At 71.0% G+C, this 13,920-nt stretch carries 13 protein-coding genes; 9 read left to right on the plus strand and 4 right to left on the minus strand.

Features of this window, described 5'->3' with window-relative positions; genetic code table 11:
- Positions 1–274: 274 nt before the first annotated feature.
- Together FHS44_RS12410 and FHS44_RS12415 are read left to right on the plus strand one after the other, a co-directional pair.
- Positions 275–2,731, plus strand: a complete 2,457-nt coding sequence (locus FHS44_RS12410; protein WP_184714113.1) for a M14 family metallopeptidase — start codon at positions 275–277, stop codon at positions 2,729–2,731.
- A gap of 129 nt (positions 2,732–2,860) precedes the next feature.
- Positions 2,861–3,754: a glycerophosphodiester phosphodiesterase gene (locus FHS44_RS12415; RefSeq protein WP_184714114.1), complete on the plus strand. Its 894-nt coding sequence runs from the start codon at positions 2,861–2,863 to the stop codon at positions 3,752–3,754.
- Here the strand turns inward: FHS44_RS12415 and FHS44_RS12420 are convergent.
- Positions 3,664–4,821 carry a methyltransferase gene (locus FHS44_RS12420; protein WP_184714115.1) on the minus strand — a complete coding sequence of 386 codons (1,158 nt, stop codon included), beginning with the start codon at positions 4,819–4,821 and terminating at the stop codon, positions 3,664–3,666. The two genes, FHS44_RS12415 and FHS44_RS12420, sit on opposite strands and share 91 nt — an antisense overlap.
- Before the next feature lie 73 nt (positions 4,822–4,894).
- On the opposite strand from FHS44_RS12420, the gene FHS44_RS12425 reads away from it, so the two are divergent.
- The 3 genes from FHS44_RS12425 to FHS44_RS12435 all read left to right on the plus strand — a co-directional run bounded on the left by FHS44_RS12425 (position 4,895) and on the right by FHS44_RS12435 (position 6,833).
- On the plus strand, positions 4,895–5,446 hold the full coding sequence (locus tag FHS44_RS12425) for an MFS transporter (protein ID WP_184714116.1): 552 nt from the start codon (positions 4,895–4,897) through the stop codon (positions 5,444–5,446).
- Between the two features lie 127 nt (positions 5,447–5,573).
- On the plus strand, positions 5,574–6,137 hold the full coding sequence (locus FHS44_RS12430; RefSeq protein WP_184714117.1) for a copper resistance CopC family protein: 564 nt from the start codon (positions 5,574–5,576) through the stop codon (positions 6,135–6,137).
- Positions 6,138–6,173: 36 nt separating this feature from the next.
- Complete coding sequence (locus tag FHS44_RS12435) at positions 6,174–6,833, plus strand: netrin-like domain-containing protein (protein ID WP_184714118.1); 660 nt, start codon at positions 6,174–6,176, stop codon at positions 6,831–6,833.
- Here the strand turns inward: FHS44_RS12435 and FHS44_RS12440 are convergent.
- A complete protein-coding gene (locus FHS44_RS12440; RefSeq protein ID WP_184714119.1) occupies positions 6,830–7,783 on the minus strand; it encodes a glucosyl-3-phosphoglycerate synthase in 954 nt (317 codons plus the stop codon). The genes FHS44_RS12435 and FHS44_RS12440 overlap by 4 nt on opposite strands.
- Before the next feature lie 131 nt (positions 7,784–7,914).
- Here FHS44_RS12440 and FHS44_RS12445 point away from each other — a divergent pair, with 131 nt between their 5' ends.
- Positions 7,915–9,564: a hypothetical protein gene (locus tag FHS44_RS12445; RefSeq protein WP_184714120.1), complete on the plus strand. Its 1,650-nt coding sequence runs from the start codon at positions 7,915–7,917 to the stop codon at positions 9,562–9,564.
- Here the strand turns inward: FHS44_RS12445 and FHS44_RS12450 are convergent.
- Positions 9,549–11,018, minus strand: coding sequence for a helix-turn-helix domain-containing protein (locus tag FHS44_RS12450; RefSeq protein WP_376771584.1), 1,470 nt, complete (start codon positions 11,016–11,018; stop codon positions 9,549–9,551). The two genes, FHS44_RS12445 and FHS44_RS12450, sit on opposite strands and share 16 nt — an antisense overlap.
- Positions 11,019–11,258: 240 nt before the next feature.
- Here FHS44_RS12450 and aceA point away from each other — a divergent pair, with 240 nt between their 5' ends.
- Entirely contained in the window at positions 11,259–12,551 is a 1,293-nt protein-coding gene (gene aceA, locus FHS44_RS12455) for an isocitrate lyase (RefSeq protein WP_184714121.1), read from the plus strand.
- Positions 12,552–12,719: 168 nt separating this feature from the next.
- Here aceA and mihF read toward each other — a convergent pair whose 3' ends face one another.
- Complete coding sequence (mihF, locus tag FHS44_RS12460; protein ID WP_184714122.1) at positions 12,720–13,028, minus strand: integration host factor, actinobacterial type; 309 nt, start codon at positions 13,026–13,028, stop codon at positions 12,720–12,722.
- A gap of 160 nt (positions 13,029–13,188) precedes the next feature.
- On the opposite strand from mihF, the gene FHS44_RS12465 reads away from it, so the two are divergent.
- Positions 13,189–13,362 (plus strand): hypothetical protein, encoded by a 174-nt coding sequence (locus FHS44_RS12465; RefSeq protein WP_184714123.1) that lies wholly within the window; start codon positions 13,189–13,191, stop codon positions 13,360–13,362.
- Between the two features lie 263 nt (positions 13,363–13,625).
- Positions 13,626–13,913 (plus strand): HU family DNA-binding protein, encoded by a 288-nt coding sequence (locus FHS44_RS12470; RefSeq protein ID WP_184714124.1) that lies wholly within the window; start codon positions 13,626–13,628, stop codon positions 13,911–13,913.
- Positions 13,914–13,920 lie beyond the last annotated feature (7 nt).

Here is a 13,920-nt window from a genome sequence, read left to right on the forward strand (position 1 = left end):
TCTTCCCATGCACGGAAAAATCCCTGCGGCATATCAGGGGAAACCTGCCAGGCAACGTGTCCCACCTCATCGGACCATCCGGAACCACGGTGAATAACCCTCCGAAAGGCCGCATAATAAAATTTCACCGTTGGTGAAACAGAAGGAACATAACACCGCACTCTCCGAACATGGGACTTGACGAAGATCTCTTTTCGATCAAAACTTCTCCCGATTGCGTGCTCATTCCGTGACACCCCCCATTCGGCCGAGCACGCCAACTGGAGGAATCTCGATGAGGAGTTCTCTCACCGGCGTGGGACGGGCCCGTGCGGTGGCCGCGTTCGTCCTGCCCGTCGTGCTGGCGCTCGGCGCGTCCCCGGTGCTCGCCGGTTCCGCCGCCCCCGCCCTGTCCGGCGAGGAGGTGGTCCCCGACCGGCAGCCGAGCACCGCGCAGGACGGGGTCGCCCTGCTGCGGGTCGTCGTCCCCGACCAGGCGGCCGTCGACCGCCTCAACGCCCTGGGCGTCGACCTCGCGGAGTACCGCAGGGCCGTGGACGACGGCATCGAGGTGCACGCCGTGCTCAGCCCCGGTGAGGCACGGGAGCTGCGCGGGAAGGGCTTCGACGTCCGCGACGCCGTACCGAACCAGGCCGGTTTCGCGGCGAACCAGGCGGAGCGGCGGATCGCGATGTCGGCGGCGGCCACCGCGGCGCAGCGGAACGACACCCTGACCCCGCTGCGCGCGGAGTGGTTCACCAGCACCGACGACCGGCGCTTCCTGTCGGTCGAGGTCAAGTCGAGCGCGACCGACGCCGAGACCGTGCTCACCGCGACCTGGGACTCAGGTCCCGGCACTCCCCCGGGCTCCGGCGGCACCGCGACGCTGTCACGCTTCACCGACGCCGGGCAGTACATGTACCACCGCTTCGACTACCCGCTGCCGGTGACGCAGGCCCCCGCCAGGGTGACGGTCAGGAGCAGCCGTGGCGGCTCGGTCACCGTCCCGGTCACCAAATGGCTCGGCGAACGGCGCACGCCACCCGGCAGGCACTACGTCTCCGACTTCGTCGACCACTACATGGACCCCACCGAGGTCACCCGACGGATCACCGGCCTGGCCGCCGAGTTCCCCAGGATCACGCAGGTCGTCGACCTGCCCTACCGGACGAACGGCTACCGCAGGGCCGCGCAGGCCCAGTTCGGCACGGTCCCGGCGAGCACGTTCTACGTGACCTCAGCCGCGTACGGCTCGCAGGGCGGCAACGACGTCAGCCTCGCGCTGATCCGCCCCGAGACCGCCTCCGCCGCCCTGAAGGTCTCGGTCACCGGAAAGGACGTCGTGGTCAGCCTGGCCACCGACGCCTCGGGTGCGATCACCAGCACCGCCCGCCAGGTGGTCGAGGCGCTCAACGCCGACCCCGCAGCCTCGGCGCTGCTGAGGGCCTCGACCTACCGGGGCGACCAGGGCGACGGTCTGGTCGCCGCCGCTCCGGCGACCCGGCTGACCGACGGCCTGAAGGCGCCGCAGAGCGTCTCGCGGGAGCCGTTCCAGATGAAGGCGCTGCGCATCGGCGCCAAACGGGACGGCTCCAGGGTCGGCGTCTTCCTCTACTGCCAGGAGCACGCCCGCGAGTGGGTGACCCCGCTGGTCTGCGTGGAGACCGCCGAGCGGCTGCTGCGCAACTACGCCCACGACCCGCGGACCAGGAAGATCATCGACGACCTCGACATCTTCGTCCTGCCGACGGCCAACCCCGACGGCGCGCACTACAGCTTCTACGACTACAACATGCAGCGTAAGAACATGACCAACCACTGCCCGGCCAGGTCGGCGGACCCGGCCTCGCGCAACTCGTGGGGCGTCGACCTGAACCGCAACTTCTCCGTCGGCTCCCTGTTCGACGGCTACAGCGGCGCCTCGTCCGACTGCACCAGCGCCGTGTTCGCGGGTCCCGCCGAGCTGTCGGAGCCCGAGGACCGCAACCAGGTCTGGCTGACCAGGAAATATCCCAACATCAGGTTCGCGATGAACACCCACTCCTACGGCGGCTACTTCATGTGGCCCCCCGGCTCCTACAAGGAGGCCGGGCGCGAGACGCTGCCGCGCGTCGACCTGGGCACGGAGAACTACTTCTGGGAGGCCTCCCGGCACATCCTGTCCGCGGTGCAGGAGAGGCGCGGCACCGCGATCTGGCCTGGCCGTACCGGACCGGTGCCCGACGTGCTGTACTCGGCGGCGGGCAACAGCGCCGACGAGCACTGGTACAACCGCGGAATCATCGGCTGGGACTTCGAGGTCGGCGCCGACCTCTACGACGCGGCGACGGGCCGCTTCCAGCCGGTCGGCTTCCAGCCGCCGTTCACCGAGGGGCACGAGGAGGCGATGGAGTTCTCCGGCGGCCAGATCGCCATCCTGGAGGTCGCCAGGGCGTACGCGAACGACCGGCGACGCCCGGACTCCGAGCTGAAGGTGACCGGCAGGGACGACTCCTCGGCCACGTTCACCTTCACCACCGACGAGCCCGCGAACGTCTACTACACGCTGGACGGCAGCAGGCCCACGCTGAACTCCCGCAAGCTCGTCTCCTCCGGGGTCCGTGAGGGGGCGCAGCGGATCACGGTGAACCGCACGACCGAGGTGCACTGGTTCTCCGTGGACATCGCGGGCAACGTGGAACGCGGCTACCGCCCCGGCGGCACGGACAGGAACTACCGCAGGGAACGCGTCGAGGTCCGCGGCAACCGCTGACCCCCGGACCGGCCGCCGATCCCCGATCGGCGGCCGGTTCCGTTACCGCCCCTTTGCGATGTGATGACGTACGGTTACCATTGATGACTGTGTGTGTCATCTGTCATGGTCGCAGGCACGTCATCCCCGATGCCCCTCGTTAGCCCGGTGGCCCTCAGGGTCGTGTGCGGGGCGGCGGTGCTCGGGATGGTGACCGTCGTCACGACCGGCCGGGGCGACGAGCGAACCGTCCCCGCCGGGTGCCCGGCGCCCGTCGTTGTCTCCCATCGCGGGTACGGCCCGCCGGGCACGGAGAACACCGTCGGGGCCTTCCGCGCCGCCCTCGCGGCCGGGTCCCGGCAGGTCGAGCTGGACGTCCACTTCACCAGGGACCACCGGCCGGTGCTGATGCACGACGCCACTGTCGATCGGACGACCACGGGCACGGGACGGGTCTCTGGCATGACCCTGTCCCGCTTCCGCGCGCTGCGCACCCCGGGCGGGGAGCGACCCGCGACGCTCGGGGAGGCGTTCCGGCTCCTGCGCGCGAGCGGCGGGCGGACGCTGCTCGACCTCAAGGAGGTGCCGGACGCGGCGGACCTGCGTTCCCTCGCGGGTGAGTACCACCGGACGAACGCCTACCGGTGGGCAAGCCTGATGTCGTTCTCCCTCGACGCGCTGCGGGCGGTGCGGTCCATCCCCGCCCGCAGGGGCCTGCTGGCCAGGACCGCCCCCTCCGTCGCGCTGGCCAGGAGGTTCGCCTTCGTCGGGATCCGCCACGACAGGCTCACGGAGAAGCTGGTCCGCGCCTACGAGCGGGCCGGGGTCACGGTCTACGCCTGGACCCCCAACGACCCGGCCGCGTGGCGACGCCTGGCGGGCTACGGCGTCGAGCGGGTCGTCACCGACGAGACCCCCGCCTACCTGGCGTGGGCCACGCGACTGTGCGGGCGTCAGCGTTTGGCGGCGCGCAGGACGACGAACTTCGGGTCGCTCGCGACGACCTCACAGTTGCCGAAGAGCCTGCGCAGCTTCACGTGGTAGCCGAGGTGCCGGTTGCCGACGACCCACAGCTCGCCGCCACGGCGCAGCGCGGCGCGGGCCCCGGTGAACATGCGCCAGGCGGTCGCGTCGGTCGTCGCCCGGTGGCTGTGGAAGGGCGGGTTGTTCAGCACCAGGTCGACCGAGCCCGCGGGCGTCCCGGACAGGCAGTCGCCGACGAGGAACTCCGCCCTGTCCGGGGAGGGGACGCCACCGGCCAGGAAGGTGGCCTTCGCCGAGGCGATCGCCTGGTGCGACTCGTCCACGAACGTCACCCGCGCCTCCTCGTTGGCCAGTGCCGCCGCGAGGCCGACCACCCCGTTGCCGCAGCCCAGGTCCACCACGTGCTCAGGCCCCTTGCGTTCCGGCAGGTTCCTCAGGAAGAACCTGGTGCCGATGTCGAGGCGGTCGGCGCAGAAGACGCCAGCGTGGTTGACGACGGTCAGTCCGGAGACCACCCCGACGTCACCGGGCAGCGGGTAGCTCAGCGGCCAGGGGTTGACGACCGGGGCGGGGCGCGGCTCCGGCGTGCAGAAGATCAGCCGCGCCTTCCTGACGGCCAGCGACGTCCTGGTCGGTCCGAGGACGCGTTCGAACAGCCGGAGCGTCGAGGTGTGGATCTCGGTGACCATCCCGGTGCCGACGACGACGGTGCCCGGGTGCACGGCCGGGGCCAGGCGGCACAGCTCGTCCTCAAGGAGCGCCAGGCTCTTCGGCACCCTGACCAGCAGCACGTCGATCCGCCCGGGAGGCGTGTCCCTGGTCGACAGGAGCTGAACGGCGTCCTGGCCGATCCCGTTGCGGGTGAGGTTGGCCCGGGTCGCCTCCTGGGTGAGGAAGGAGTCGGTGATCTGCACGGGCCGGTGGGCGGCCAGCGTGGTGACCAGGGCTCCCCACCGGTCACCGACCACGACCACCGTGCCGGACAGATCGAGCGGCTCACCGTCGGTCCCGTCCAGGTGGCGCAGGAGATACTCGTCGGCGGCGTCCCAGGCGCGCAGCTCCTGCCGGGAGTGCTCGGGGAAGCGGGCGAGGTCGAACTCGCCCCGTGAGGTCGTCAAACGGTTCATCGCGCCTCAGGCTAGCCCAGCGCCGTAGCCCCCGGTCTTCTCGGCGGCTGACCCGGCTGACAGGATGGCGGTCATGGCCCCAGTGGCGTCAGCGCTCCGCCTGCCACGGGCACTCGTCTTCGCGACGCTGTGCCTCGTGGTCTCCGGCGGTGGCCACGCCCTGGCCGGGGGTGGGGCGGTGCCGCCGTACGTGGCCGTCCTCGGCGGGATGGTCGCCCTCTGCCTCGGCTACGCCCTCAACGGGCGTGAGCGCGGCCCCGAGGTCGTGCTCCCCGCGAGCGTGGGCGCCCAGATCTTGCTGCACGAGCTGTTCAGCCGTGCCGCGCCCGTGCCGTACCCGGTGATCCCCCTGACCCACGGGCACGCCAGGCCCGGCATGACGGCCGTCCACCTCGCGGCCGCGCTGCTGACGGGCTGGTGGCTGTGGCGCGGCGAGAGCGCGCTGTGGCTCATGATCCGTCTGTACGGCGCGCGGCTCCCGGCCCTTCCGCTGCTCGTCACACCCGGAACGCCACTGGCCGTTCCCGTTGTCGTGCCGTCCGTGCGGGCCGTACCCCACGAGAGCGGACGGGCCTGCCCGGTTCCGCGCAGGCGCGGGCCGCCCGTGTCCCCGCGCGTCGGCTGAGGAGACCCCACGGCGGGGTCCCGGTGGCCCGCGCGCCCCCGTGACCAGGCGCTCCCCCGCCGGGGGTGCCCCTCCGCCCTGCACGGCCGCGCCGACAGCGCGTCCGGAAGTCTCCATGGAGTCCGTTATGGCATTCCTGCCGAAGTTCGTCCGAAGAATGGTCCTGGCGGTCGTGAGCTGCGGGATCCTCCTCGTCCTGGCCGCGCCCGCGGCGCTCGCCCATGACCAGTTGCGCAGCAGTTCCCCCGCGAAGGGCTCCTCGGTCCCCTCCCCCGAGCGGATCGAGCTGGTCTTCAGCGCCCGCGTCCACTTCCCCGCCGTCGTCCTGCGGCGGGCGGACAACACGCAGGCGCCCCTGAGCGCGCCGCGCACCGAGGGGCCGAAGGTGACCACCGACGTGACGGAGCCGCTGACCGCGGGTGGTTACGTGATCGCCTGGCGGGTCGTCTCCTCCGACGGCCACCCCATCGAGGGCGAGATCCCCTTCACGGTAGCCGGATCCGCGGGGCCCGCAGAAACGGCAGGTTCCACGGCCCAGGTCTCCGCCTCGCCGCTGCCCGCCGCGTCAGACCAGGACACCCAGGGCGGCATCCCGTGGTGGATGTGGGCCGGTCTGGCGGCGCTCGTGGTGATCGGCGTGTTCGTCTGGTCCAGGACGCCCCGGCAGAACCGGACCACGCCGGAGGAGTGAGCCGAACCACCGGAGGCCGGGATACGTGATGAGGGCATGATGAACAGGGTCGTCACCGTCCTCCTCCTCGTGGCCGCCGCCATCGTGGCCATCCCCGGCACCGCGTGTGCCTGTAGCTGTGCCCCGCTCAAGCCCACGGAACAGGTCGGGAACGCGAGCGTCGTCTTCACCGGGACGGTGCTCGCCTCCCGTCCGGCCAAGGGTGACTTCTCGGTGCCGACGCCACCGGTCGTCTACACCTTCAGGATCGACCAGGTCTACAAGGGGCAGGCGCAGGCCGAGTACCACGTGACGACCAACGTCGACAGCGCGGCCTGCGGCTACAACTTCGAGCCGGGGGCCCGGTACCTCGTGTTCGCCTCCTCGCGGGAGAGCGGCATGATCCCCACCGAGCCGGGGCTGCCGCTGCACACGGCCCTGTGTGACGGCGACGCCCGGGTGCGCCCGGGGACGGGGCCGTTGGTCGCACAGGACGGGTTCGACGGGCAGCCGCTGCCCGCCGCCCTGCTGACCGCGCTCGGAAAGCCCACCGCTCCCGCCCCCACTCCCACGGCCACCACCGCCCCCGCCGGGGGAGCCGGGGGAGGTGGTTCCTCCCCGTCCCCCTGGGCCTACCTGGGCGGGGCCGTGGTTCTGGGCTTCCTGGCGCTGGCCGGGTGGCGTCTGACCACCAGGCGCCAGACCACGACAAGCTAGGACGAACCGCCAGGCCGTCCCTCGACGGTGGCCATCGGGGGCCGCTCGGCGACGGCCACGTCGCGCACGGTCACCTGGTGACCGTGCGCGCCCCTGCGGAACTGGGCGAGGCGGGGTGAGGGAGTGTGCAGCGAGACCATCTTGCTGTGCCGTTCCAGGCGTGACCAGGAGGTCTGCAGGATCTGGGCGGCCATCCCGCCGAGCGCCTCGGTCGACTGGTGGGAGTGGACGCGCCTGCCCAGGTCCACCTGGGCGAGGGCGTCGAGGCCGACCAGCTCCAGCAGATCGACCAGCAGCGCCAGCTCGACCCCGTAGCCGGTGACGAAGGGGATGCGTTCGAGCACCGAGCGCCGTCCCGCGTACTCACCCGCGAGCGGCTGCACGAACCCGGCCAGCAGCGGCCAGTGCAGGTTGAGCAGCGGCCGCGCGACCAGCTCGGTGACCCGCCCTCCCCCGCTCTGCACGTTCTGCAGCGGCCGGTCGTAGCAGCCCTTGACGTAGACCACGCCGGGGTCGTCGAGCAGCGGGCCGAGCAGCCCGGTCACGAACGACGTGCGGAACTCGCGCAGGTCGGCGTCGATGAAGACCAGCAGGTCACCCGAGGTCACCGCGAGGGACTTCCACAGCGCCTCCCCCTTGCCGTCGAGCGGCTTCAGGTCCGGCAGGATCTCGTCCTGGGCGACCACCCTGGCTCCGGCCTGCGCGGCGCGCGCCGCGGTCTCGTCAACGGAGCGGGAGTCGATGACCACGATCTCGTCGACGAGCGGGGTCTCCTCGACCAGGTCACGCCGGATCGCCGTGACGATCTCGCCGACCGTCTCGGCCTCGTCGCGCGCGGGCAGCACGACGCTGATCGTGGTGTTTCCCTTGGCCCGCAGCAGCCAGGGCAGGGACCAGTCATCCGACGACGAGGTGCGCCTGCCCAGCCATGCCTCCACCTCAGGCAGCACAGCCCGTCCTTCCCCGCACCTCGAAATCCACGGGTATCACCCTATGCGGCTCCTATTCTCGGCGGGTACGGGCTCTCGTACCCGCCAGGCAATGGGAAGATCGGCTCAGTCCGGAGCGAGGAGGGACGGGTATGGACCCGGTGGCCGTGATGAGGGCGGCGCGCACCGTCCGTGACGAGCTCGGCGGCATGCCGGGTGAGCCCCCGGCAGAGCTCCGCGCCCGGCTCGATCCGCTGCTCGCCGGGGAGGGCACGCAGCCGCCGGAACCGCTGGCCGAGGCCGTGATCGCGCTCGTCTCCCAGTACGGCCCGGCGTGGGAACGCCTCTGCCAGTTGCTCGGCCAGGACGCGCCCCCGCTGGAGGAGCCGCCCGCCGCGAGCACGGGGCCGCTCGGCCGCGTCCCGTCGGGCCCCGGTGCCGCCGAGCGGGCCGCCTCCGTGATCGGCAGGCTGACCGGCGCCTTCCGCAGGCGCCGCAGGCAGGGCGAGGGATCCGGCGCCAGGCAGGCGTCCCCGCTGCCCCTCATCGAGGCGCCCGCCGAGGTCGTCGCGGGCTGGGGGGCCGAGGTCGAGGTCGGCCTCACCACGGAGACCGCGGGGGCCGCGCCGTACGGCGGGCGGGAGCCTGTCGAGCTTGACATCCAGATCGTCGCGGAGGGGTTCGAGGCGCCCGGCGGCTGGCGGGTACGGCTGCGCGCCGACGCGGCCTCGCCGTACCCCAGGGCGAAGGTCGGGCTGGTCGCGACGGCGCAGGAGCAGCCGGTGACCGCCCGGCAGATCCAGGTGGTCCACGCGGTGCGCGGCCAGGTGGTCGGCTTCGGCGTGCGGGCGCTGGCGGTGCTCGACTCCCCCGGCCTGCTCGGCAGGGACAACGCGCCGCATCCGGTGGCCGGGACCCGGGTCAGGATCGCCGAGGCCGGGCAGGCGCCCGACGTCACGGCGGTCGTGGTCCACGGCGACCGGCCCGGGCGGCTGTGGTGGACCTACCAGTCGCCGCACTTCGTCACCCCCGACCAGGCGGAGGTCTGCGAGCTCGGCGTGCGGGCCTCGGAGTTCGGACGCGGCCTGGCCGAGCAGTCCCTGCCCCTTGAGGAGGTGGGGTCGCGGGTCGCGGCGCGGATCCCCCCGGGCTTCTGGGAGCTGCTGAACGCGGTGGCCGGGCGGATCGCCCCCCGGCGTCCCAGTGTGCTGTTCCTGTCCCAGGAGCCGCACGTTCCGTGGGACCTGGCCGTGCTCCAGCATCCGTTCGACCGGTCCCTGCCCGGTTTCCTGAACTGCCAGGCGGTGACGGGACGCTGGCCGCTCGGCGGCAACCGCCCCGAGCTGCCGCCTCCCGCACGCGCGGGCGGGCGCGGCATGGCGGTGGTGTACGGCGGGCCGCACCCGCATCCGCTGGTCTCCGCCTTCGGCGCCAGGCAGGTGAGCCCGGCGCTGGGTGAGGTGCTGGCGCTGCTCGGCGACCCGCCAGACGTTGTGCACTTCGCCACGGGCGGCCCGGCGCCGGAGTCGCTCGGCCGGGGCATGGGCGGGGGCGCGTTCGTCTTCCTCGACGAGCCCGGCGACTGCCAGCCGTTCCTGCTGGCCGGGGCGTGCGCCGCCGTCGCGCCGTTCAGGCCGGTCGGGGACGGTCTGGTCGAGGAGTTCCACCGGCGCGCCCTGGCCGGGGAGCCGCCGGCGGAGGTGCTGCGCTCCCTGCGCTGCGTGGCCCCGGCGACGGCGCCCGCCTACCAGTTCTTCGGCAACCCGTGGCTCACGCTGGAGCGCGATCAGCCCGTGGCGTGACGTTCGAGGAAGGCGTAGACGTCGGCCTCGTCCACCCCGGGGAAGGATCCCGGGGGCAGCGCGGCCAGGACGTGGGAGTTGCCGCGCGCCGAGGGCCAGGCGTAGCCGTCCCAGCGCTGGGCCAGCTCGGCGGGCGGGCGGCGGCAGCAGTCACCGCTCGGGCAGTTGGACCGGGTGCGGTTGGTCGTCTCCCTGCCCCGGAACCAGCGCGACTCCCGGTACGGCACGCCCAGGGTGATGGCGAAGTCCCGCTCCCGCGAGGGATCGACGTGGGCGACGCAGAAGTAGGTGCCGGTCGGCGAGTCGGAGTACTGGTAGAAGACCGAGAACCTGTCCGGGGAGCGGAAGACCTGCCGTCCCGACCACTGCAGGCACATCCGCTGGCCCTCGATCGCCCCCTGCTCGTCGGCGGGGAAGACGATGCCGTCGTTCTCGTAGGCCTTGAAGATGATCCCGCCCGCGTCGTTGCGGACGAAGTGGCAGGTCAGGTCGAGGAAGTGGGTGGCGAGGTTGGTGAAGCGGTGCGCGGCCATCTCGTAGGAGACGGCGAAGACGTCCCTGAGGTCCTCGACGCTGAGCGCCCTGTCCTCCTTCGCCTCCCGCAGGAAGGGCACGGCGGTCGCCTCGGGGACCAGCACCGCGGCGGCGAAGTAGTTGGCCTCGGTCCGCTGGCGCAGGAAGTCGGCGAAGTCGCGGGGCTTGTGGTGGCCCAACGCCAGGTGGCCGAGCGTCTGCAGCAGGATCGTGCGCGGGGTGTGCATGCCGAGCTGCTCGTGCTTGACGTAGATGCGCCGGTTGCGCATGTCGGTGATGGAACGCACCGTGCGGGGCAGGTCCTGGACCGTCTGCACGGTGTAGCCGAAGTGGGTGACCAGGGCCTGGACGGTGCTCTGAGACAGCGCCCCGGTGCGGTAGCCGACTGCGGACAGCGCCTCGGCCGCCGCCTTCTCGATCTCCTCGAAGTGGTTTCCCCGCTCGCGCTGCATGCGCCGCAGCTCGGCGTTGGCGGCCCTGGCCTCCTCGGGGGTCGCGGTGCCCCTGGCCTGGCGTGAGCGCAGCTCGCCGTACAGGCCGAGGATGTGTTCGAGCACGTCGTTGGGGACGCGTGAGGAGACCTTCAGCCTGGCCAGGCCGAGTCCGGCGTACAGCGGGTCGCGCTGGGCCTCCTCAAGCTCCATCTCCAGCTGGGCCCTGCGGTTGGGCGCCTGGCGGCGCAGCAGTTCCTCGACGGGCACGCCGAGCGCGACGGCCAGGCCCTTCAGCAGCGACAGCTTCGGCTCGCGCTTGCCGTTCTCCAGCAGGGAGAGCTGGCTCGGTGCGCGGCCAACGCGTTCGCCCAGGTCGGAGAGGGTGAGACCGCGCTGCTTGCGCAGGTGTCTCAACCGCTGGCCGAACGCGATGAGGTCGAGCTCCTGCGTCAAGGACAGCGGTTCTTCTCCGACGAGCGATGCCATGACCCGATGCTAAACGAAATTTCGAGGGATATTTCAAGCACCGCGGAGCCTCCTGGGCGTCCCCGCCGCGGATTGGTCTAGTCCATAGCGAAAACTATGAATTTTTTCTGCCCCGAAGACAGCGGTTCCTTGCTGTCACAGCAAGAAAGGTAATTCTTTCGTGAATGATGACCTTGTTTGTCCCTTTCGACGGGGAACACACTCTGTGCAAGGCACCCAGGGGACGACATAGGAGTGACGATGAACGATCGCCTCAAGGGAGCCGCAGACGAGCTGCGGCGAGAGTGGGAGACCAACCCCCGCTGGGCGGGCACCGAGCGGACCTTCACGGCTGAGGACGTGGTTCGACTCAGGGGTTCCGTCCAGGAGGAGCACACTCTCGCCCGGCTCGGTTCCGAGCGGCTGTGGAATCTACTCAACACCGAGGACTACGTGCACGCCCTCGGCGCGCTGACCGGCAACCAGGCCGTGCAGCAGGTCAAGGCAGGACTGAAGGCGATATACCTGTCCGGCTGGCAGGTCGCCGCCGACGCCAACCTGGGCGGGCAGACCTACCCCGACCAGAGCCTCTACCCCGCCAACTCGGTTCCGGCCGTGGTGCGCCGCATCAACAACGCGCTGCTGCGCGCCGACCAGATCACCTGGTCGGAGGACGAGCGGAACGCCCCCCACTGGCTGGCCCCGATCGTGGCCGACGCGGAGGCGGGCTTCGGCGGCGTGCTCAACGCCTTCGAACTCATGAAGGGCATGATCGCCGCGGGCGCGGCGGGCGTGCACTGGGAGGACCAGCTCGCCTCGGAGAAGAAGTGCGGCCACCTTGGCGGGAAGGTGCTCATCCCGACCAGCCAGCACGTCAAGACGCTCAACGCGGCCCGCCTCGCGGCCGATGTCGCGGGCGTCCCCTCGGTGATCATCGCGCGGACCGACGCCCAGGCCGCGACCCTGCTGACCACCGACGTCGATCCCCGTGACCAGGCGTTCACCACCGGCGAGCGCACCGCGGAGGGCTTCTACCGCGTCCGCAACGGCGTCGCCGCCTGCATCGCGCGGGGCCTGGCCTACTCCCCCTACGCCGACCTGCTGTGGATGGAGACCTCGACCCCGGACCTGGACGTCGCCCGCCAGTTCGCCGAGGCCGTCAAGACCGTCTACCCCGACCAGATGCTCGCCTACAACTGCTCGCCCTCGTTCAACTGGAAGAAGCACCTCGACGACTCCACGATCGCCAAGTTCCAGCGCGAGCTGGGGCACATGGGATACAAGTTCCAGTTCATCACGCTGGCGGGCTTCCACTCGCTCAACTACTCGATGTTCGACCTCGCCAGGGGATACGCCGAGGAGGGCATGACCGCCTACGTCGGCCTCCAGGAGGCGGAGTTCACCGCGGAACGGCGCGGCTACACCGCCACCCGCCACCAGCGCGAGGTCGGCACCGGATACTTCGACCTGGTCAGCACGGCCGTCGCGCCGGACTCCTCGACCACGGCCCTGCGGGGCTCCACCGAGGAGGAGCAGTTCGAGACGGCTCACTGACCCTTCGGACCAGGGCTCGCCCGGAAACCTCCAGGGCATGGGACCGCTTCCCGGGCGGGCCCGACCGTCGCGGGGCCGTCTGCCAGGTCGTCGCGTGAGGCCCCGCCGTACAGGATCCCCCCGATCCGTACGGCGGGGCCTTCGCGTGCCCGGCTCCCGCCCCGCGGGTCAGCTCGCCACGGCCTGGATGAGCCTGCGCCGTTGCTGCGCTCCCAGGCCGCCGAGGCGGCGGGTCTCGTCCACCTCGGCCCGCTGCATGAGCTGGGCCGCCTTGACGTTGCCGATCCCCGGCAGGGCTCGCAGCGCCTGCGAGACCTTGATGCGCCGGGCGATCTCGTCGTTCCTGGAGAGGAGCTGCTCAAGGCTGATCGATCCGGCCTTGACCTCGGCCAGAAGCCTGGCCCTGGCGACCCGGGTCTCCGCGGCCTTGGCGAGGGCGGCCTGACGCTGTTCGGGGGTTAGCTTGGGCAGAGCCATGTTGATTTCTCCCTGATTACTTGGATTAAGACGGTCTGTTACCCAGAGCAGACCGGCTAATCATCGGCAGGAGCAGGCAAATCACATGGCTTACGGGACCTATCACGATATGCCCGGTTGGTTACCCCGGCCTTACCCGACTGTTCGTAGCCTCGACTGCATGGGGATCTGGCGAGGGCCGGATGGCATCGAGGTCGAGGCGATCGTGCTCAACGATCGTCCGTGCCTGCGTGTGACCCGGCGCATCGGAGAGCGGCGGATTCTGCTGGCGTACTGCCTGGACGTGCGCGAGGTCGGCGAACACGTCGACCTCGCCGAGCTCGTCGCGACCTGACAGCGCAGTCACGTCCGATCCGGTACCGGTGTGAACTTTCACGGCCCGTGGGACGTCCGAGTAGTGGGAGGCCCGAATGGAAGTTCTGGACGGCCTCGTCGACGAAGATCTCCGCCTGGAGCTCATCCTCGTCGAGGCCTTGTACGGGGAAGCGGAACGGCTGGCCGCCCAGTCGGACCGCTGAAGGCCCCAGATGCCTGCCGTCCCGCCGTGGGGCGGCAGGCACCTCCCTCCGCGAGGGGGAAATGGCGTTAACTGTCCCCATGAACAAGCGCGAGCTGATCGAGAAGGCCGCGGCCGAGGCGGGACTCACCAGGAGGCAGACCGCAGCGGCCCTTGAGGCGATCCTGGGAACCATCCAGACGGCCGTCGCGGCCGAGGAGAAGGTCGCGATCCCCGGCTTCGGCTCCTTCGAGATCGTCCACAAACCCGCACGGACCGGCCGCAACCCGCAGACCGGCGAACCCCTGGAGATCGCCGAGACCTGGACGGCCAGGTTCAAGCCGAGCCCGGGGTTCATGGGCCTCATCCGTCAGCGCAAGAAGGACTGAACCCCCG

The sequence above is a fragment of the Streptosporangium saharense genome (assembly GCF_014203715.1).
In the GTDB taxonomy this organism is placed as follows: Bacteria; Actinomycetota; Actinomycetes; order Streptosporangiales; family Streptosporangiaceae; genus Streptosporangium; species Streptosporangium saharense.

Bases quoted from the DNA above. Each gene is read 5' to 3' on its own strand.
- FHS44_RS12410 (WP_184714113.1), top strand. From the start codon at position 275: ATGAGGAGTTCTCTCACCGGCGTGGGACGGGCCCGTGCGGTGGCCGCG.
- FHS44_RS12415 (WP_184714114.1), top strand. From the start codon at position 2,861: ATGCCCCTCGTTAGCCCGGTGGCCCTCAGGGTCGTGTGCGGGGCGGCG.
- FHS44_RS12420 (WP_184714115.1), bottom strand. From the start codon at position 4,821: ATGAACCGTTTGACGACCTCACGGGGCGAGTTCGACCTCGCCCGCTTC.
- FHS44_RS12425 (WP_184714116.1), top strand. From the start codon at position 4,895: ATGGCCCCAGTGGCGTCAGCGCTCCGCCTGCCACGGGCACTCGTCTTC.
- FHS44_RS12430 (WP_184714117.1), top strand. From the start codon at position 5,574: ATGGCATTCCTGCCGAAGTTCGTCCGAAGAATGGTCCTGGCGGTCGTG.
- FHS44_RS12435 (WP_184714118.1), top strand. From the start codon at position 6,174: ATGATGAACAGGGTCGTCACCGTCCTCCTCCTCGTGGCCGCCGCCATC.
- FHS44_RS12445 (WP_184714120.1), top strand. From the start codon at position 7,915: ATGGACCCGGTGGCCGTGATGAGGGCGGCGCGCACCGTCCGTGACGAG.
- FHS44_RS12450 (WP_376771584.1), bottom strand. From the start codon at position 11,018: ATGGCATCGCTCGTCGGAGAAGAACCGCTGTCCTTGACGCAGGAGCTC.
- aceA (WP_184714121.1), top strand. From the start codon at position 11,259: ATGAACGATCGCCTCAAGGGAGCCGCAGACGAGCTGCGGCGAGAGTGG.
- mihF (WP_184714122.1), bottom strand. From the start codon at position 13,028: ATGGCTCTGCCCAAGCTAACCCCCGAACAGCGTCAGGCCGCCCTCGCC.
- FHS44_RS12465 (WP_184714123.1), top strand. From the start codon at position 13,189: ATGGGGATCTGGCGAGGGCCGGATGGCATCGAGGTCGAGGCGATCGTG.
- FHS44_RS12470 (WP_184714124.1), top strand. From the start codon at position 13,626: ATGAACAAGCGCGAGCTGATCGAGAAGGCCGCGGCCGAGGCGGGACTC.